Genomic DNA, 19,500 nt, shown 5'->3' on the forward strand with positions numbered 1-19,500 from the left:
GTGTGCCTTACTCCCTGTTCCTTAGGGGGAGGGCAACGGGATGCGACGTAGAAGCGCAGCGTATTGGCTGTGGGTGAACCGTCGGCTGGCGGGGCGCAACCACGAAGAGATCCTGGAGGACGGCACGCAGGTCGAGGTCCAGGCGCGGATCAACCAGCAGAGCGTGACGCAACTTTTCATCTGTGTTTATCGGCCGAACGGATCCGTCTGGGTCGAGGAGTTCCATGATCGCGCGTTGCGCGAACCGTTGTGCCAAGCGCTCGAATGGGGCTTGGCCCGGGCCAGGGACATCGTCGCCGGTAGCGGATGTTTCAAGGCGCCCCACAAGATTCAGATGACCCTTGGGCCATTGATCCGCGACGAATGCACCCTGGCCCTGAGGCGCATGGACATGAGCGATGAAGAGCGCCGCAACCTCAAGATCCGGGATGCCTGGGCAGAGTACGTCCACGCCAAGGAAGCGATGCTGGCGCTGATGCGTTCGGCCCGGGTCGAGGCCGACGTATGGGAGACGCAGAAGCGTCGGCTGTGCGAAGCCATTGATCGGCGGGCCTCCCTGGCCCGAGCGTGCCTGGGCAGTTGAGGAAAGCGGAGCACCGTTATCCCTGTGGGAGCGAGCCTGCTCGCGAAGGCGCCCGGTCAGTCGACATCATAATTGCCTGACGCTCCGCTTTCGCGAGCAGGCTCGCTCCCACATGGCCTGCGGTAAACCGGTCTTTGGTGGGTCGTTGTCAGTACAGATCCCCAAACTCAACTCGCTCAAAGTCCCGCCCACTCTCGCCATACCCGACCTTCGGCACCCCCGCCAGGCGCTTGTGCAGCACTTGGGTCAGCGAGTTGTCGAGGGCCAGGCTGGCGTCGCCAAAATCCCCGTCCAGTTGCAGCGGATGAACGATCACTTCCAGCGAACCGTGCTTCGGTGGCGCCGCGTGATGAAGGTCCGCTGGCGTGCAGACATAATCCGCCGTTGCGCCGCAGAGCCTGCGCAGGCGGCGGTTGAGCAGGGTTTTGAAGATGCGTTTGGCGACGCTCAGGTTCGGTCCCAGGTTACGTGCCAGGCGCATGGGCACGCCTTGCCGGGCGGCGAAGCGAGCCACCAGTTCGCCAACGGGCCAGATGTTATGTACATGCTGATGAGAGTCCAGATGGCTCGGACGCAGGCCACGGTCCAGGCAGTATTGCCACTGCGCCTGGAGTTCTTCTTCCACGGCCGCCAGATCATCCGTCCCCAGCCGCAGGCTGTAGCGCGACAGATTAAGGTCGAATTCGCCGGTTGCATTGCAGAATGTCTGCCGTGTCCTGATTGCCTGACTCAGCGGCGGTCCGTAACTGAGATTGAAATGCAGGCCGATGCGCCCTTCAAGCAGTGGGTGTCGGGCCAGTTCACACGCCTGGTCGAACCCCGGCATGTTGGCCATGGCCGTGGCGGAGCTGATCACGCCTGCCTCGAAGGCTCGTAGAATCAAGTCGTTTTCATCGAGGCTGAGCCCGAAGTCATCAGCGTTGACGATCACTTGGCGAGGCATGCGTGTCCTCCGGCTTTTTGGCAGTGGGCGACATTGTCGCGGGCGGTTTGGCGCGGCGCTTGCCGAGCCAGGGCTTCAGGCTTTTCCATAGCCGCAGGGCGAACCCCAGGAGCAGGCCATCGGGCCGCCAGGAATAGAAACTCCAGCGCCAGTGCTCAAGTTGGCCGGTCATGCGTTCGTGCAGTTGATGGCTGGAATTCTCAAGGCTGACGCGCGATGCATCGATCCACCGCCAGTTCTCGTCCAGCCCCCAGCGGATCCACTCTTCGAGCAAGAACCGGCCGCTGCCCAGGTCGGCGTGCCGCGGCAGGAACGCCAGGTTGTAGTCATACAGCCGTCCCTGGTCGAGCAGGCCGAGGCGATAGCTGATGCACTCGCCGTTCAGCTCCAGCATCACCACCCGCACCAGGCCTTGGGCGGCGAGGGCGGTGAAGGCAAGGTTCATCCATTGCCGGCGCCCGGGGTCGGCGAAGATGCCGACACCTTCCTCGCCTTTCCAACTGGCCGCCTCGACTTCAGCGAGAGCCCGCAGCAGTTGCCCCATGCCGATGGCATCCGGCGTCACCCGACGTATTTCGGCACCGCAAGCGGCGATCCGCTTGCGCGCGCGGCGCAACTTGTAACGCGGATCGCCGGTGATTTCCTGATGGTCACTGTCGCTGATCAGGTGCACCGGGACCCGGCAACTGAGCCGCCGTTCGCCGGTGGAACTCTGCGCCATCCAGGCACTGAGCACGCTTTGTTCGCCGACCGGCTCGATCACTTCATTCAATTGCAGCAACGCGTGGGGCACCTGCTGGCGGATCTGCATCAGCGCCTGGCCCATGGCGTCGGCGTCCAGGCGCACCAACAGGGCGATACGGTCAGCCAGTGGAAACCCCAAGTGATGCAACACCCGAAAGCGCAGCCCGCCGATGCGCTCGCGCCCCGCGACCAGAGGCAGGCACAGGCACAGTGTCTGGTCCTGCCAGCCCAGCAGCACATGGAGTTGCTGGTCGGGCGCGAGGGCAAATTCCGCCGCTTGCAACCAGGCCAGCGTATTGAACGGCGTAGCGTCGACCACCTGGGTCCGCAGCTCTTCATAAGCCGTTGCAGGAAACTCCGCCGCGCTCATGGAGCGACACCACTGGAACCGGATCGCCATGGACGTCAGGCCGCCGCAGCTGATGCAACCGGCCGGGCCGGTTTACGGAAGGCGTCGAGTACCGAGCCGCTGTAGAACGTGTCGCGGAAGAACCGGAAGCGCCCGAACAGGCAATACACATGGGTGATCTGGCCGCGCTCCTGGAAGTCCATGCGGATGTGCATCTTGATCGCTGGGGTGTTCTGCAAGTCGCAAACATCGACCATTTTTTCGCAGCCCTTGTCCGCCATGACTTTCCACATGTCGGTCTGTACGTCCGCCGACAGCTGGGAGCCCCAGTACGCACGGATCATTTCTCCGCCGAACTGGAAGTATTCGCCAGGCTTGACCGGGAACCAGCAGCCATAGAAATGGCGGTCAAAATAGTCTCGTGTACTGGCCCAGACGAAGCCCACGGTGTCGCCCTTGTCGTCCAGGTACATCAGGCCGGTATAGCCTTCGGCGGCCAGCTCGCGCATGGTTTCGACGCGGTCGCCGAAATGCCTGGCGAAAGCGTCGGCGTTTTCGACGGTGATGAACTCTCGACGTACCGGTGGGTAGGGCCTGAGGGTATGCGGCCGCAGCGGGATTCTCACATCGTGTTCCAGCCATACCAGTTGCGAATGGAAAAACACGAAGCGGCGTACCAGCAGTTTGAAAACGGAACGCAGGCCTTTTTTCTGAATGCGATCACGCAATTTTTGCAGAGCGTTCATGGAGCCTCCTGACGGATAGCGGGTTGGGGGGGAAGGGTGGCAGTCCAGCGCAGGGCGAATACGGTTTCTCCTGGCAAGAGAAATCCGACCTGGCCGGCCTTGCAGTTGAACGGGGCATTGCGGCTGATGTTGTCCGGGCCGAAATACACCAGGCTGGCGCCGGGCTGCGGGCAGCCCGCGCCCTGCAGGCTGACTTGATGGGCGCGAGTGCTTTTGTTCACGCCCAGCAGGCTGCGCTGCTGCCCGGTGGCCATGGCCAGCGCGTCGACTTCAAACGCGTCGTTGTCCAGGCGCAGCACCTGGTCGAGCCAGTGCTGCTGAATGAATTGCTGGGCCAGGCCCACCGGCTTGAGTTCGAAGCGCTGGTTCTCCAGCACTCGCACCATGCCTTTGGGGTATTGCGGCTCGTCGGCGGACTGAAACCAGTTGAGCATGTCCAGCCAGCCGTCGGCGGAGGCGTTGATCGCCACCGACGCCCACCACAGCGCGGCGTAGTGCGTTTCCTGATCGTAGGGGCTGAGGCTCGAGCCGCTGGAAATGTTGGTCTGATCCAGCAGCAAGGCCTTGCGCGGCCGGCCCTGGCTGTCCAGGCCCACCAGGTCGGCGGCCTGGCGGACGCTGTTGCGATAGACCCGGGTCGCCAGCAAGTCGCGGACCATCCATTCATGCCAGGCCAGGGCGTCGATCCGGTCGCCGGAGGTTTCCAGCAGGCGCCGTGCCCAATCGATGCCGCGCCGATCCGCCGCGTTTTCGGCCAGCGGGCCATTGGTGAATCGGGAGCTGGCCGGCATGGCGATGCGCACTCCGGCGCGGGCATTGGCGTCGTTGGCGCGGACCTGGGCGGCCAGGCTTTCGAACATCTGCTGGAAGCTGGCGAAGTCCGGATAGTTGAGGTTCGGCTCGTCGGCGAAACTCAGGTAATGGAGGCCCTTGCCGCCCAGGGCGCGGGTCGTGTCGAGCCAGGCTTGCAAGCCGCTGCTGCTGGTCCGGTCGGCGCGCAGATCGGCCTTGCGTTGGCTGCCGGCCAAGAGGGTAATGTCCCGGGTGATGCCGAAGCGATCCTGGTACAGGCGCCGGAACGCATCTTCGTGGTCGGCCTTGGCCGCCGTGACATCGACGAAACTGTAGTAGGTGGCCGCTCGGGGCTTGAGGGTATCGATCACCGCGTAGGCGGACGGTGGCGGCAACACATAGGGCAGGGACATGCCCAGGCTGGGGGTGGGGCCGAGCACATCGTCATGAAGGGTCAGGTGGGTTTGGCCCGGATCCTGGCGCACCGGCTGCAACTGCGCCGGGTCCTGGGCGAACAGGTTGGCGCTACCGTCGAGCCAGAACGCTACCTTGCCGTTGCCTTGCAAGTGCAGACGCCAGGTTTGCTCGACATCCGCCACCGGCAGGGCGATCTGGTCGAACTGCCAATAGGCGCGATACGGTTTGAGATTCAGCTGGAGCTGTTTGCCGTCGCCGACGCGCCGGGCTTGCAGCGCGTGCACACCGCCATGGAATTTACCCGCCAGCACTGCGCGTTCGCCGGCCGCCACCTTGAAGTACAACTCGTCGCCATCGTGGGCTTCGGCGCTGAAATGCACTTTGGCCGGAGCGAACAGGGCACGGGTGCGCGCGTCGTGCTCTACCGTATAGCGGCGGAAACTGTAGCCGGGAATTTCCAGGCGATAACTGGCGGCACCAGGCCGCAGCGGCCACTGCTGCTCGCCACGGGTCTGTGCCGCCTCGACCAGGCGCTCACCGGCCAGCCGCCCCTGGCCGTCGAGCAGGTAAAGGTGTTCGGTATTGGCATCGGCCTGCCAGGCGGGCACCCAGCGCACGGTCACAGTGCTTGGCTGGTCGGTCTGCAGGTACAGGCTGCCGTCGCGGATGCCGGTCCATTGCATGGACGCACCATGGGCCGAGGCTGCGAGGGCCAGAAGGCACAGACCGGCGCCGATTTTTCCCATGCACCCCACTGGCCCCATCGCGAGCAAGCTCGTTCCCACAGGTGGTCTGTGGTGAACACAAATACCGAGCCCAACCCCAGCCCCCTGTGGGAGCGAGCCTGCTCGCGAAGGGGCCGTCACCTCCAACATCACCGCCAGCTGACCCAGCGCTTTCGCGAGCAGGCTCGCTCCCACGGTGGGAATGTGGTGAACACAAATACCCTGCCCAACCGCGCCCCCCTGTGGGAGCGGGGTTGCCCGCGAAGAGGCCATCACCTTCAACCTCCCAGCCAACTGACCCAGCGCTTTCGCGAGCAGGCTCGCTCCCACAGTGGGAATGTGGTGAACACAAATACCATACCCAACCCCGCCCCCCTGTGGGAGCGAGCCTGCTCGCGAAGGGGCCGTCACCTCCAACATCACCGCCAGCTGACCCAGCGCTTTCGCGAGCAAGCCCGCTCCCACAGGGGAGGTGTGGTGGATATAAATACCGTTGCCAACCCTGGACCCTGTGGGAGCGAGCTTGCTCGCGATGGCGGTCTGGCGGGCGGCGGTGTTCACGCGGATTTCCCCAGCAGCATCTGGCGCATCGGCAGCAAATCGCTGGGCAGGATGATCAGTGTCTGCCACAGCGCCACGCCGCTGAGGCGGCAGTACATGCCCAGCAGCGCCAGCGTTACCCCCAGATAGGCGATCGACGACGCGGCGGCCGCGCCGACGATGCCGTAGCGCGGTATCAGGACCAGGTTGAGCGCCAGGTTCAGCAGCGCGCCGACGCCCATCAGCAGCGACACCGTGCCGGGTCGGTCCTTGCCCAGCAGATCCAGGCGCAGGATGCTCGCATAGCAGAGCCCGAACAGCCCCGGCAGCAGCGCCAGCAGGGCCGGGTAGGCCGGTTGATAGGCGGCGCCGAACAGCGTGACGATCAACCATTCGCCAATCAGCGCCATGCCCAGGCAGGCACCGAGCATCACTGTGGCGGTCAGGCGCAAGGCCAGCGGGGTCAGGCGCTGCATGTCGCGGTCTTGCTGCAGCAGGCGTTTCATCAGCGGCGTGGTGACCGCTTCCGGCACGATCAGCAGCAGTTCGGCCGCGGCGCTGGCCATGGCGTAATGCCCCAGCGCCGTGCTGCCCAGCAGGGCGCCGATGAACAGAAAATCCGAACGCAGCACCACTTGCTGGAACAGCAGCTCCGGATGGCTGCGGGCACCGTAGCGCAACAGCTCGTTCTGGCCGGTGCGGTCCCACTGCAGCTCGACTGTGTGATCGCGGCGCAACCACATCCAGCCGGCCAGCACCACCAGGCTCAAGCCCGCCAGCCAACTGATCAACGCCGCCTCCAGCGCTTTGTCTTGCCACATCCAGAACAGCGCCACGAACAATACCAGCGGTGCCAGCGATTCCATCAGCCGCAACGCGTTGAACGCGCCCACGCCGCCCGAGGCATTGTGCAGCGTCAGCAGGCCACTCTTGAGCACGGTCAGCGGTACGGCCAGCAACAGCAGCCAGGCCAGCAATCCCAATTGCGTGGTGATGTCCAGCTCACCGCCAAATTCCCGCACCAGCGCCACCACCAACAAGGTCAACAACCCGGCCAACAAACAACCGAACATCAGCACCTGGCTGAGCAACAAGCCCATCGAGCGCTGCTGCGCCGCCTGGTAACCGACGGCGGAATTCAGGCCACCGCTGGTGGCGGCGCTGATCAGGTCGGGCAGGGTACTGAGCAATGCAAACAGTCCACGCTCGCTGGGCCCGAGGATCCTTGCCAGCAACACGTTGCGCAGCAGGCGCAGAGCGATCATCGCCAGGCGCGTGCCCATGCTCAGTGCCAGATGCTTGAGGTAATGGGCTCGGCTCATGAGCGGGCTCCTCGACGGATGCGCCAGGCCAGCAACTCGGGGTGGCAGGCATTGCGCTGGCTGACGCCGAAGCGTGGCAGGTTCAAGGGGTCGCCATCGTGGCGATACAGCCCGGCCTCGGTGCCCAGGGCAAACGGAAAACCGTGGGCCGCCACTTGCTCGCGTACCCGTGCATCATGATCACCGTTGGGGTAGCAATACACCGGCAAGGGTTGCGCGCAGCCATTTTCCAAAGCTATCCAGCTGCGGGTCAGTTCCTCGTGCAAACGCTGGTCGTCCAGCCCGGTCAGGATCGCATGGCTGGCACCGTGGGGGCCGAAGCGGATCAGGCCGGAATCTTCGAGCATGCGCACCTGGGTCCAGTCCAATGCCTGGGGTTGCGAGCCCTGCGGACAGGCCTCGGTGAGATCGCTCAGGGTTCGCGCATCGAGGGTTTTCAGGCTTTGCAGGAAATGCAGCAGCGCCAGGCTGCGGCGCTCGTCGTCGATGTCATCGAGCAGCACCGGCAATGGCCGGCCGACCTGCTGCAAATGTTCGATGAGCGAATGCCGCGCCAGCTGCCCATGGCTGCCCCAGAGGGTTTCGCCGATGCTTTCCCACCAGAAATGCTGGCGGCTGCCAACAAAATCGGTGGACAGGAAAATGCTCGCAGGCACCTGGTACTGGCGCAGCAGGGGAAAGGCATTCATGGCGTTGTCGCGCCAGCCATCGTCGAACGTCAGGGCCACCCGCGGACGGTTCGGAACGCTTTTCGGGTCGGCCAGCAGCAAGCTCATCAACGGCACGCATTCAAAATGCCGTTGCAGCCAGATCAACAGGTGTTCGAACGCGTCAGGCCCCACGCACAGCTCGTTGCGATGCGGCAGTTCGGCGGCGCGGTCGTTGTTCAACACCCGGTGCAACATCAGGATCACGCCGGCGCCACGCAAGGGATGGCGCCCCATCGACGTGTTCAGGTACAGCCAGCCGCCGGTGCGCTTGAAGACGTGTTTGATCGACATCGGCGTTGCTCCTTAGCGGTTCTGCTCGGGATTCCATTGGCTATAGCGGTGGCCGCGCAGAAACTGCCACAACCCGATGCTCATGCCCGCCAACGTCACCAGCACGAACGCGGCCAGGCGGAAAGGCCTGGGCAGACGGTGGCCGACGTCCAGCAACCCGATCAAGGCGATGGCGTAACCGAGCAACTGCGCCACCAGGCTCAGGCGATAGAACCCATGCTCGTTCCACAGCCAGGCGTTGCTCAGCAACAGCGGCACCAGCAACACCGGGGCCAGGCGGCGGATCAGCTTGTGGCTGATCAAGCCAATGGCGTAGAGCCCATGGCGCAAGGGATTGAGCAGTTCCCGGCGCTGGGCCAGGCTCTGCAGCCCTCCGACGGTGACCCGCTGGCGCCGGCGGAACTGTTTGTCGGCTTCGTCCACGCCCTGGTCGGTCACTCGGGCGAGCGGGGCGTAGACGATCGCCTTGCCGGCCACCGGCGCACAGGTGCTGAGAAAAAAGTCATCGTTGACTTGCGCCGGTATCGCCTGGAACAACTCCCTGCGCAGGGCCAGCAGAGCACCGTCGGCGGAGACCATGCAGCCGGTGCGGCTCTCGACCCGACGCAGCCAGCCTTCGTAGTGCCGATACAGGCTGTCGCCCAGGCTCAGGCCCTTGCCGGGCACGGGGATTACCATGTGCCCGGCGCAGGCGCCGACTTCCGGGTCGGCCAGCGGCGCCAACAGGTGGCCGAGGGTATCGTGGGCCCATTGATTGTCGGCGTCGGTGAACACCAGGATTTCGCCGCTGCTATGGGCCACGCCCGTGTTGAGGGCGGCAGCCTTGCCTTGGCGCGGCAGGTCGAGCACGCTGATCCGCGGATCGCTGACCTTGCGTGCGCAGGCCACCGTGTCATCGGTGGAACCGTCGCTGGCGAGGATGATTTGCAGCGAGCGCGCGCGATAATCCTGAGCCAGCAGCGTGCGCAATTTTTCTTCGATGTGCCGCGCCTCGTTGTGGGCGGCAATCACAATGCTCACGTCCATCGGCACTGCAATGGTGTAGCGCCGTAGCGGAAACAGCGGCGCCAGCAAGGTCAGCAACAGCGGGTAGCCGAGGTACGCGTACACCGGCAGCAACAGGCAAGACCAATAGAAAAACTCAGCCACGGGCAGGTCTCCTGACGTTCCATTGAAAAAGATTGAGCAGCAGCGCCGCGCCGGTCAGGTGCAGGCGCACCCCATGCAGGGCCCACAGTTGCAAGGTCAGGCGCGGGTCGCGCTGGCTCTGGCGCAGGCTCAGAGCCAGGGCCGGCAATGTGCTGATCAACAGCAGCATCAGCCCCAGGCGCGCCTGGCCCTGGAACAGCGTGACCAGCGCCACGAAATCCAGGCCCCAGGCACCGATGGACAAGGCGGGGAAGCGCAACAGCCGCAGGCTCGGCCCGTGGCTGCGCAGCAGCTGCCAGTGACTGCCCTGACGCCACAGTTCCTTGCTCATCCACTCGCGCCAGCTGCCTTCGTAACCCCAGTGCAGGGCAAGGCTTTCGCTCACCAGCAACAACTGCGCTCCGGCCTGGCGCAGGCGCAGGGAAAAATCCTTGTCCTCACCGGTGCGCAGGGTTTCATCGAAGCCACCGACGCGATCGAACCAGGCGCGGCGCATCAGCAGGTTGGCACTGGGCAGCCACTGCACCCGGTGCAGCGGACGCGACCCCGGGCGTTGGCCGCGCCGTTGCCAGGCCCGGGCGAACCACGGCGCCTGCTCGGGAGTATCCAGGTCGAGACCGAGCACATCGCCCTGGCGACCTTCGATTTCGATCAACAACCTGAGCCAGTCGGCGGGCATTTCGATGTCGGCATCGATGAATGCCAGCCAGTCGCCGCTGGCGGCCGCCGCGCCACGATTGCGCAGGGCGCCGATGTGCACGCCGGGCACGATCAGCACCCGGGCGCCCAATTCGTTGGCGATGCGCGGGCCATGGTCGTCCGAGCCGTTGTCGACCACGATCAGCTCGCACTCCAGCTGCGCCTGGCGCGCAGCTTCCTGCGCCGCCAGCAACGTGCGGCCGATGTGCCGGGCCTCGTTGTACATCGGGATCACAATGCTCACGCGTTTCATCAACGGGTCTCCTGCGGCGCGGACCGTTCGGCGTCGTAGCGCAATACGCTGGTCAAGCCCAGCATGATCCACAGCAACTTGTGGTTCGGTGCACTGAGGAACATCAGGAACAACGCCAGCGACAGGAAACTCATGCCCAGGTGCGTCAGCAGGTCCGCCTGCGCCCAGTCCCGCCGCTGGAGCCAGAGCTGGCGTGCGCGCAACAGGTTGTAGAGACCCAGGCCGATCATGCCGACGAACATCAACCCGCCGGGAATGCCGATCTCGCTGAAGATTTCCAGGTAGGTGTTATGCGCCCGGCGATACAGGTCCCCCAGCTTGCGGTTGGCCGAGAAAGCCTTGGCGTAACCGGTGGGGGCGTAGTGCAGGGGAAACGTTCCGGGACCTGAGCCGAGCAGCGGATTTTCGCGAAGCATCTGGCTGCCGACGACGATGTACGAGGCGCGGCGGCCCAGGGATTCGTCCTTGTGCGCGCTGGCGCCAGCGCTGAGGATGCTCAGTGACTGGATGCGCGCCACGTAGCCGGCCGGCATCACCGCGATTGCCAGGGGAATCAGCAGCGCCAGCCCGAGCATCGCGAAGCCCAGGTGCCGTGGGCGGATGCGCGGCAGCTGCGCGCGGTAGTGATACAAGCCGATCATCAGGCTGAGCAGCAGCACCACCAGTCCCGAACGCGATTCGGTCTTGGTCATGCCGCCCAGCAGCAGGATGAAGCAGCCACCCCAGAACAACCGGTGCAGCAGGTTCGGACTGCGCACCACCAGCAACAACGCCAGCGGCACGGTGAAGGCGATCAGCAGGGCGAAGGTGTTCGGATCTTCCAACAGGCCGGAAGCGCGGCCCTGATCCTGGTACCGGGCGGAGAACATCGCCAGCACGCAGGTCGTCGTGACGCTCAGGGTGACCAACCGGCAGAACAGGTCCAGGTTCAGCTCGCGGCCGATCAGCAGGGTGATCGCGAACAGCACCAGGCCCACCGCCAGTTCCCGGAAGTGGGTGGTGGAGAGGCCCGGGTTTTCCGATAGCAGCAAGCTCAGGCCATAGAACAGCATGAAGCCGATCAGCGGCTTCCAGATGTTGCTGCGCAGGCGAGTGGCGGGAATCTGATGCAGGGCCAGTTGCAACGCCAGGATCAGGATCAGCGCCAGCCCGAGAAACTTGCTGCCGGAAAAGGCGTTTTCCTTGAACAGGCCTTCGAACGGCACCAGCGCGGCAATCCCCAGCAAGCCCCAGCCGGGCTTGCGATAGAGCACGGCGACACCGACCAGGCCGAGCACCGCGCCGGGAGCCAGGTACGGATAAGGGCTGGCCAGCAACATCAGGCAAACCAGGCCCAGGAGGCTGACGATCGAGAGCGGGACAATCATGGCCGGGCCTCCCGTGCGGTGCGGATATACAGTTGCGACCAGCGTTCGGCCAGCGTGCGCAGGTCGTAGCGGTCGCGTTGGGTGCGCCGTGCGTTGTCGGCGAGGATCTGCGCCAGCGGTGGTTCGCTGAACAGTGTCTCGATCTGCCGGGCCAACTCGTCGCTGTCGGCGGGCGTGGCGAGCAGGCCGTTATGGCGGTCCTGCACGACGTCGGGAATGCCGCCGACGCCGAACGCCACCACCGGCACTCCGGCTTGCATGGCTTCGAGCAGAATCATCGGCGTGCCCTCGGTGCGTGAGCTGATCACCAGTACATCGAGGCGGCTCCACCAGGCATTCATGTCGGTCTGGTAGCCAGGCAATTCGATGCGCGTGGGCAGCCCGGCATCGGTGATGCGCTTGAGCAGGAGCTGGCGTTCCGGGCCGTCGCCGAGCATCACCGCGTGCAGCGAAGCATGGCGCTGGCACAGCGGGATCATGGCGTCGAGAAACAGGTCCGGGCCTTTTTCGCTGCTCAAGCGGCCGACGTAGCCGACCCGCCAGCGCTGCCGGTCATCGCGATGCGGCAGGGGTGTGGCGACCGCCGGCAGACCGTTGGGAATCACGTCGAGTTTGTCCGCCTGCACGCTGGCCTGGCGGTGCAACGCCGCGATGCTTTCGGCCACGCATACCACTCGCTTGACCGAGGCGGTGCGGCACAGTTGCAGGCTCAGCCAGGTATAAAAACGCTGCTTGGTGCTGCGCGGCGTAAAGCCGTGCTGGGTAATCACCAGGGGCAGGCGCAGCAGCGTGGCCGCGGCCCAGCCGAACAACAGGCCTTTGAAGTTGTGCGTGTTGATCAGCGGTCGTTCGGCGCGCCGTTGCCGCAAATGCTGCAGCAGCTCGGCCCAGTTGGCGCAGTGACGGCAATCGACCCCGGCCTGGCGAAAGCGCGTGATCAAGGTCGGCGGCGCCGCCAAAAACACCACCTGGTGCTGGCCGGGCGTGGCCAGGCAATGATCGAGCAGCATCCGCTCGGCCCCGTAGAAGCCGCCGCTGTCGAGCAGATGAATGATCGACAGGGGGCTGCTGCGGTGGGACGGGCCGAACGGCGCGTTCAATTTCTCACCCAATGGACAAGGCTGGGCAAGCTCCAGTTGCGATGCGGATTGACCTGCTCGGGTGACTGCTCGTTGATCACCAGCAACACCGGCAGATCCAGTTGCTGGGTGATCTGCGCCGGATGCTTGAAGCGATGGTCGAAGAACTCACGCACATAGACCAGGGCGATGGCCAGCAGCAGGCCGCTGAACAGGCCGAACACAATGATCAGCATCGGCTTGGGAAATGCCGCGGCGGTCGGTTCGAAAGGCGGGCTCAGGACCCGGGCGTTGGACAGGTCGTTGTCCAGCGAGCGGGCGGTGCTGGCTTCGGCGAATCGCTGGGCGTAGGTGGAGAACGCCGCGTGCAGAGCGTTGATCTCGGTGTCCATCTGCCGCAGCTTGCTCTGGGTTTCCTGCAACTGGTGGATGCGCTCCTTGAACGCCCCGATGCGCGCTTTTTTCTGCTCGATCACCGAGCTGACCACCGCAAGATCGGTGGTGCGTTCCTGGATGCGGTTGTTCACCACTTTTAGAAACTGCTGGCGGGTCCGCACGATCTGCTCCCGGGCCAGCAGCATCGGTTCGCTGCCGGGCTGGAAAATCGCCAGGTCATTCATGTAGCGGCTGACCTGGCCGGTCAATTGCTCACCCAACTGGCGGATTTCCCGGTCTTCGAAGGCGATGTTGTCCACCGTGGTGGTGAAGGTGAACGGGAAGGTGTAGTCGTTGAACCGCGAGCTGGTCGTCGCCGCCAGGCTGCTCTTGAGGTAGTCGAGCCAGCGTTGGCTTTGCAGCAGGCGATCCTGATAGAGGTTCAGCGCCTGCTCTTCGGTATTGATGGCGTTCAGGCGGAAAGTGACTTCTTCCTTCGGATCGGACGAACCGATGCCCTCGAGCAGCCCGAGTCGTTTGTCTTCGAGGCCGTCGAGACGCGTCTGGTATTGGGCTTTTTTCTGCTCGTAGAAGGTCTGCGGCAGTTCGATCGATTGCAGTTCCTGGCGGCCGGTGAGGTAGTTCTTCAGCAGTTGCGCGACGAACCGCGTGCCCTGGGCCGGGTCACCGAAGCTGTAGACGATGGAAATGACATTGGAGCCGGGGAGGGTTTCGATCTTCAGGTTTTCGATGGCCTGATCGGTCAGCGTATCGAGCATTGTGTCGCGCACCGGATCGACCTCAAGCCCCAGGCCGTCGCGCAACGGGTTGACCACATACTCACGCAGCGGCTGGGTGATGTAGCGCTTGAGCGGCTCGCTGACCCATTTGTTGAGGATGCCCGGGCTTGGCGTGTACTCGCCCTGGTCGCGCAGGGTCTGGATGGTCTGGCGAATCAACGCCGGCGAGCGGAGGATATTGCTCTCGGTTTCCATGTCCGCCAGGGACGGCGGGATGAACGTGGCGTTTTCCTGGTTCAGCGACGTGGTGGCGTCGCCCTGGGAGAGTTTTTTCGACTGGACGATCACCTGGGCGGTGATATCGAAGCTCTGCTTGAGCATCAATGGCAGCACCAGGGCGATCACGGCGAAAATCAGGAAGATGCGCTTCACCCACTGCTTGTTGGCAAAGAAGATCCTGAAAAACTCGTGCAGATAATTTTCCTTGGGGTTCATGATCGGTCACCTGAATCTCAGTTGTCGCTGCCTTTGTTGTCGACGCGGTAGCCGAAGCCGAACCCCACGCCCTGGAACAGCACCACGTCGGCCAATTGGCGGGCCGTTTCGCCGGCTTTGGCCAGCCCGGTCTTGGGCACGAAGAGCATGTCTTCGGGCTGCAGGTAGGCGATTTGCGAGGCGTCGCCGCTCAAGGCTTTTTCGACGTCGTAGTGGCGGGCTTCGACCTGATTGCCGTTGCGGCGCATGATCACCACCGAGTCGAGCCGGGCCTTGACGTTTGCGCCACGGGCCAGGGTCAGGGCTTCCAGTACCGAGATGGGCCGGCGGATCGGATAGGAACCGGGCTGGGCCACTTCACCGAGGACATAGATTTCATTGCCGGCGGTGGACTTGAGCAGCACATCGACGGTCATGCGTCCGGGCAGATTGGCGTAACGCTCGTTGAGGAAGGTTTCCAGCTGGGTGACGGTCATGCCCTGCAGCGGTACGGCGCCGATTTCCGGAAAGCTGGCGTAACCGTCCCGGCCCACGGTGATTTCCCGGCTCATGCCGGTGCCAGGGTGGGTCAGGGTATTGCGCAGGGTCGTCTCGCCGGCCAGCGGACTGGTCACCAGCACCGTCAACTGGTTGCGATTGGGCTGGAACAGCATCTTCTGGTCATAGGCTCGCTGTACCGCCAGGCGGGCCTCGTCGGTGGTCAGGCCGGCGAGTTTCACCGAGGTGTTGGCGCCCGGCAGTTCGATGCTGCCGTCGGGCATCACCTGTTGCGTGCCGTTGAGCTGGCTGGCGGCGGTAAAGTTCAGCGCTACCTGGTCGCCCGGCTGTACACGATAAGCCTGGGAAGCGGTGGTGCTGATATGAAAAATCACATCCAGCACGTCCTGGGGCCGCAGGGTCTGTTCGACCTTGGGCATGTCGGTGGCCTGGGCGTTGGCCGGCGCGGCCGTGAGGATCTGCACCGGCATCGAGCGGGTATCGGTGGTGCTGGAGCAACCGGCAAGCGGCAGCAACAGCAGGACAAGCATTCTGGCGTTCATCTCGTCATCCTTTTGCAGGCTTACAGGTTGTTGTAGAGCCACTTGGGCATGTAGTACTTGCGGCGATTGAACACGCTGCCGACCACCTTCGCGCCGGCCTGGGCCAAGCGTTGTCGGGCGGCCTGGGCGACTTCCCAGCGGGTGTCCTCGCCGCGCACCACCAGCACCACGCCGTCCACCTGAGTGCCCATGACCAGGGTGTCGGTGGCCGAATACACCGCGTCGGCGTCGATCACCACGAAGCGGTACTGCGCGGCCAGTTGCCTGAACAGCGGGCGCAGTCGCTCGGGGCTCAGGCGCTCGGCGTTATGGCCCAGGCGACCGTTGGGCAGCACGTCGAAGGGCAGGCTGGAAACCTGCACCACGCAGTCCTGCAACAGCGGCGGAGAAAGGCTGTTGAACAGCAGGTCGCTGAAGCCGCGCTCTTTTTGCAGCGACAGCTGCTGGCTGAGGTTGCGCGGCGACCGGCTGGCGTCCACCAGCAGCACACGGCCGCTGCTCATCTGCGCCAACTGGGCGGCCAGCGCCATGGCGCTGGTGCTCGTGCCAGTGCCGATATTCGCTGCCGTCAGGAGCAGGATCCGCAAGGAAGGGTCGAGCACGGTCGAGGTCAGGTTGGTCTCGCTCGGGCTTGCTATGGTCAGGATATTCGTTGAACCGTCCATTTAACTCGCTCCGTGGCCGCTGAAGACTTTGAAGGGGGTGATGATCAGGATCTTCAAATCCAGCAAAAGGCTCTGCTCGGCGATATAGCTGAGGTCCAGTTCCACGCGCTGGTCGAAGTCGATATTGCTGCGTCCGGAGATCTGCCAGAGGCCGGTGAGGCCGGGGTAGATGCTCAGGCGCACCAAATGGTTGTCCTTGTAGCGGTAGGCGTTGAACGAGGTCGGCCGCGGGCCCACCAGGCGCATGTCGCCGGTCACGACGTTGATCAGGTTCGGCAGTTCATCGAGGCTGCTGCGGCGCAGGAACCGGCCGATGGGGGTGATGCGCGGATCGTTGTCGATCTTGAAGTCAATGGCGTCGGCGCCGTGCTTGTTGAGGTGGCGCAGCGATTCTTTCAAGGCCTCGGCGTCGGCGACCATGGTGCGGAACTTGTACATGCCGAAAACGCGGCCGCGATAGCCGGTGCGTTTCTGCACGAACAGCACCGGGCCAGGGCTGGAGAACCTCACCAGCAGTGCCAGGCCCAGCAGCAGCGGACTGAGCATCAGCAACAGGGCCAATGCGCCGAGGCAGGCCACCACCCGGTTGGTGCGCGAGACGGTCCAGGGCCGGCCGCCGTCGCGGCCGGTCATCCAGCCACGACCCTGGCGGTGAATAGCCGCGTCCAGGCGCCTGCGGTGCTCGGGGTCGACTCGTTTGTCACGGCCGAGGGTCCGGGTCGGGATGTCTTGCTCATGTCGGGTCATAGACTCCTCCGTTGAGGTTGGGCCGCAAGCGTTCTGTCGCAAGCGGTGCGTGGGCGATGGGCGGTGCGTAGTAATCGAGGAACCAGTCGATGAAACGGCCGAGGCCTTCATCCAGTTCGATACAAGGCTGGAAACCGGTGGCCCGGGCCAGGTCGCTGGCATCGGCGCAGGTGTTCAGCACATCGCCCGGTTGCAGGGGCAGCAGCTCGACTCGCGCGCTCCGGCCCAGGTGTTTTTCCACCAGCGCCACGTAGGCCCGCAGCGTCACCGGATGCTGTCCGCCAATGTTGAAGACGCGCCACGGTGCCAGGCTGGTGGCCGGGTCCGGCTGGTGGCGATTCCAGTCCGGGTTTGCATGAGGTGGGCGCTCGATCAGCCGGGCGATGCTCTCGATGATGTCGTCGATGCAGGTGAAGTCGCGCTCGTGCTCGCCATGGTTGAACAGCTTCAGCACCTGGCCTTCGGTAATGGCCCGGGCGAACTGGATCGGCGACATGTCTGGCCGGCCCCAGGGGCCATAGACGGTAAAGAAACGCAGGCCGGTGCAGGGGATGCCGAACAGATGGCTGTAGCTGTGGGCCATCAGTTCATTGGCCTTTTTGGTGGCCGCGTACAACGACAACGGATGGTCGACGCCGTCCTGTACCGAATACGGCGTGCGCTGGTTGGCGCCGTACACCGAACTGGAAGAGGCGTAGATCAGGTGCCTGACCGGATGGCGGCGGCAGCTCTCCAGAATGTTCAGGAACCCGCTGAGATTACTGTCGACATAAGCCCGCGGATTTTCCAGCGAATAACGCACGCCGGCCTGGGCTGCCAGATGGATCACCACGTCGGGGCGATGGGACTGGAACAGTTGGTCGAGGGCCGGTGCGTCGGTCAGGTCGATTCGCGCCAGGTGGAAGTCGCCGGCCTGGCCTTTGACCCACGCCACGCGGTCGTGCTTGAGTTGCGGGTCGTAGTAGTCGTTGAAGTTGTCCAGTCCGCACACGTCATGGCCGTCGCGCAGCAGCCGCAGCACGCAATGGGCGCCGATGAAACCGGCCGCGCCGGTCACCAGGATGTTCATGCTTGTGGCCCCTGAACGGGCACGGTGTGGCGCAGCCCGATGCCGCGATACAGCAGCCCGGCGGCGGCCAGGTGTTCCGGGTTGTACAGGTTGCGACCATCGATGATGACCCGCGCGCGCAGCTTGCTGGCAAGCAGGTCGAAATCGACCACGCGAAAATTCTTCCACTCGGTGCAGATCACCAGGGCGTCGGCATCTTCCAGCGTGTCGTCGCGGGTAGCGCAAAGGTTCAGGTCCTTGCGATAGCCATAGAGGCGCCGGCATTCGGACATGGCTTCCGGGTCGTAGGCCTGAACGCGGGCGCCTTCGCGCCAGAGTGCCTCCATCAGGTAGCGGCTGGGCGCTTCGCGCATGTCGTCGGTGTTCGGTTTGAATGCCAGGCCCCAGATGGCAATCGACTTGCCGGCCAGGCCGTCGGGGAATTGCAGCGTGAGTTTTTCGAAAAGGATGTGCCGCTGGCTGTCGTTCACATCGGTGACGCTGCGCAGCAGGCGCAGTGGCATGCCGCTTTGTTCGGCGGTGTGCAGCAGGGCGCGCAGGTCCTTGGGAAAGCACGAGCCGCCAAAGCCGCAGCCGGGATAGATGAAGTGGTAGCCGATGCGCGGGTCCGAGCCGATGCCCTTGCGCACGGCCTCGATGTCGGCACCCAGGTGTTCGGTGAGGTTGGCCAGTTCGTTCATGAAACTGATGCGCGTGGCGAGCATGGCGTTGGCGGCGTACTTGGTCAGTTCCGCGCTGCGGTTGTCCATGAACATCAGCTTTTCGTGGTTACGGCAGAAGGGCGCGTAGAGCTCGCTCATCTGGTCGCGGGCCAGGGCGTCGACGGTGCCGACGATGATCCGGTCCGGGCGCATGCAATCGGCCAGTGCGCTGCCTTCCTTGAGGAACTCCGGGTTGGACACCACGCGCACATTCAGTTGTTGCAGGCCGCGACGGGCCAACGCCTGGCGGGCGCATTCGGCGACCTTGTCAGCCGTGCCGACCGGCACGGTCGACTTGATGATCAGGGTGCGGTCGCTGTCCATGAAGTCGGCGATCTGCCGGGTCACGGCCAGGACATGGCTGAGGTCCGCCGAGCCATCTTCATCGGCGGGCGTGCCCACGGCGATGAAGATCAGCTCGCCATGGTTGACCGCATCACTGGCCTGGCAACTGAACGACAGGCGCCCGGCCTTGATGTTGTCTTCGAGCAACCCGGACAGTCCCGGCTCGCTGATGGGCGGCACCGCCTGTTGCAGTTGCCGGATCTTGTTCGGATCGATATCGACACACAGGACGCGATGTCCGACGTCTGCCAGCGCCGCCGCTTGAATCAGCCCAACGTACCCCGTTCCAAATACGCTCACGTCCATTCTTGGCGCGCCTCGCAGACCCGTTGATGTAACTCGGATGAAACTGTTTAGAGGGGTATAGCGCAGCCTCAGAAAAGCGTGTCAGCAAAATGACAGTTGTCAGAGTTGGCAAACTCGAAAGAGTAGGGCTTTTTGATATCAAGTCCTTGACGGAATTGGAAAAGTGCCGTTTTTAAAGGGCTTTAAAGGGTTTTGAGTAGCCGATGAACGGTATCCATCCATAGATTTTTATGTTTTTTGTTGGCTTCAGGTGTCATTTTTGAGCTAACTTTTTTTTGACGCTCTAGCCGTTGATCGGCTTTCTTGCG

General features: G+C 63.9%; 17 protein-coding genes. 1 reads left to right on the forward strand and 16 read right to left on the reverse strand.

Features of this window, described 5'->3' with window-relative positions; translation table 11 throughout:
- Positions 1-40 precede the first annotated feature (40 nt).
- On the forward strand, positions 41-583 hold the full coding sequence (locus tag J3P86_RS09260) for a hypothetical protein (protein ID WP_434700009.1): 543 nt from the start codon (positions 41-43) through the stop codon (positions 581-583).
- Positions 584-731: 148 nt separating this feature from the next.
- Here the strand turns inward: J3P86_RS09260 and J3P86_RS09265 are convergent, their stop codons facing one another.
- From J3P86_RS09265 to J3P86_RS09340, 16 genes are all read right to left on the reverse strand, one after another.
- Positions 732-1,526 carry a ChbG/HpnK family deacetylase gene (locus tag J3P86_RS09265; protein WP_434700010.1) on the reverse strand — a complete coding sequence of 265 codons (795 nt, stop codon included), beginning with the start codon at positions 1,524-1,526 and terminating at the stop codon, positions 732-734.
- Positions 1,498-2,670: a GNAT family N-acetyltransferase gene (locus J3P86_RS09270; protein ID WP_434700012.1), complete on the reverse strand. Its 1,173-nt coding sequence runs from the start codon at positions 2,668-2,670 to the stop codon at positions 1,498-1,500. Before J3P86_RS09270 ends, J3P86_RS09265 begins: the two co-directional genes overlap by 29 nt.
- Positions 2,671-2,675: 5 nt before the next feature.
- Positions 2,676-3,365, reverse strand: coding sequence for an N-acetyltransferase (locus tag J3P86_RS09275; protein WP_434652951.1), 690 nt, complete (start codon positions 3,363-3,365; stop codon positions 2,676-2,678).
- Positions 3,362-5,320, reverse strand: coding sequence for a hypothetical protein (locus tag J3P86_RS09280; RefSeq protein WP_434700014.1), 1,959 nt, complete (start codon positions 5,318-5,320; stop codon positions 3,362-3,364). Before J3P86_RS09280 ends, J3P86_RS09275 begins: the two co-directional genes overlap by 4 nt.
- Before the next feature lie 536 nt (positions 5,321-5,856).
- Positions 5,857-7,161 (reverse strand): lipopolysaccharide biosynthesis protein, encoded by a 1,305-nt coding sequence (locus J3P86_RS09285; RefSeq protein ID WP_434700015.1) that lies wholly within the window; start codon positions 7,159-7,161, stop codon positions 5,857-5,859.
- Complete coding sequence (locus J3P86_RS09290) at positions 7,158-8,162, reverse strand: polysaccharide deacetylase family protein (protein WP_434700017.1); 1,005 nt, start codon at positions 8,160-8,162, stop codon at positions 7,158-7,160. Before J3P86_RS09290 ends, J3P86_RS09285 begins: the two co-directional genes overlap by 4 nt.
- Before the next feature lie 12 nt (positions 8,163-8,174).
- Complete coding sequence (locus J3P86_RS09295) at positions 8,175-9,311, reverse strand: glycosyltransferase (RefSeq protein WP_434700018.1); 1,137 nt, start codon at positions 9,309-9,311, stop codon at positions 8,175-8,177.
- Complete coding sequence (locus tag J3P86_RS09300) at positions 9,304-10,263, reverse strand: glycosyltransferase (RefSeq protein ID WP_434700019.1); 960 nt, start codon at positions 10,261-10,263, stop codon at positions 9,304-9,306. The genes J3P86_RS09295 and J3P86_RS09300 overlap by 8 nt, the downstream gene beginning before the upstream one ends.
- Positions 10,263-11,630 (reverse strand): O-antigen ligase family protein, encoded by a 1,368-nt coding sequence (locus tag J3P86_RS09305; protein ID WP_434569122.1) that lies wholly within the window; start codon positions 11,628-11,630, stop codon positions 10,263-10,265. The genes J3P86_RS09300 and J3P86_RS09305 overlap by 1 nt, the downstream gene beginning before the upstream one ends.
- Entirely contained in the window at positions 11,627-12,730 is a 1,104-nt protein-coding gene (locus J3P86_RS09310) for a glycosyltransferase family 4 protein (RefSeq protein ID WP_434624854.1), read from the reverse strand. Before J3P86_RS09310 ends, J3P86_RS09305 begins: the two co-directional genes overlap by 4 nt.
- Positions 12,727-14,319 (reverse strand): GumC family protein, encoded by a 1,593-nt coding sequence (locus J3P86_RS09315; RefSeq protein ID WP_434569120.1) that lies wholly within the window; start codon positions 14,317-14,319, stop codon positions 12,727-12,729. Before J3P86_RS09315 ends, J3P86_RS09310 begins: the two co-directional genes overlap by 4 nt.
- Before the next feature lie 17 nt (positions 14,320-14,336).
- Entirely contained in the window at positions 14,337-15,359 is a 1,023-nt protein-coding gene (locus J3P86_RS09320; protein WP_434603537.1) for a polysaccharide biosynthesis/export family protein, read from the reverse strand.
- Positions 15,360-15,379: 20 nt separating this feature from the next.
- Entirely contained in the window at positions 15,380-16,024 is a 645-nt protein-coding gene (locus J3P86_RS09325) for a CpsD/CapB family tyrosine-protein kinase (protein WP_434569118.1), read from the reverse strand.
- Positions 16,025-16,771 carry a sugar transferase gene (locus tag J3P86_RS09330; RefSeq protein ID WP_434624851.1) on the reverse strand — a complete coding sequence of 249 codons (747 nt, stop codon included), beginning with the start codon at positions 16,769-16,771 and terminating at the stop codon, positions 16,025-16,027. It abuts the gene before it with no gap.
- A complete protein-coding gene (locus J3P86_RS09335; RefSeq protein WP_434700021.1) occupies positions 16,758-17,840 on the reverse strand; it encodes an NAD-dependent epimerase in 1,083 nt (360 codons plus the stop codon). The genes J3P86_RS09330 and J3P86_RS09335 overlap by 14 nt, the downstream gene beginning before the upstream one ends.
- Entirely contained in the window at positions 17,837-19,192 is a 1,356-nt protein-coding gene (locus tag J3P86_RS09340) for a UDP-glucose dehydrogenase family protein (RefSeq protein WP_305495731.1), read from the reverse strand. Before J3P86_RS09340 ends, J3P86_RS09335 begins: the two co-directional genes overlap by 4 nt.
- Positions 19,193-19,500 lie beyond the last annotated feature (308 nt).

This window comes from Pseudomonas sp. D1-1, assembly GCF_051132225.1.
In the GTDB taxonomy this organism is placed as follows: Bacteria; Pseudomonadota; Gammaproteobacteria; order Pseudomonadales; family Pseudomonadaceae; genus Aquipseudomonas.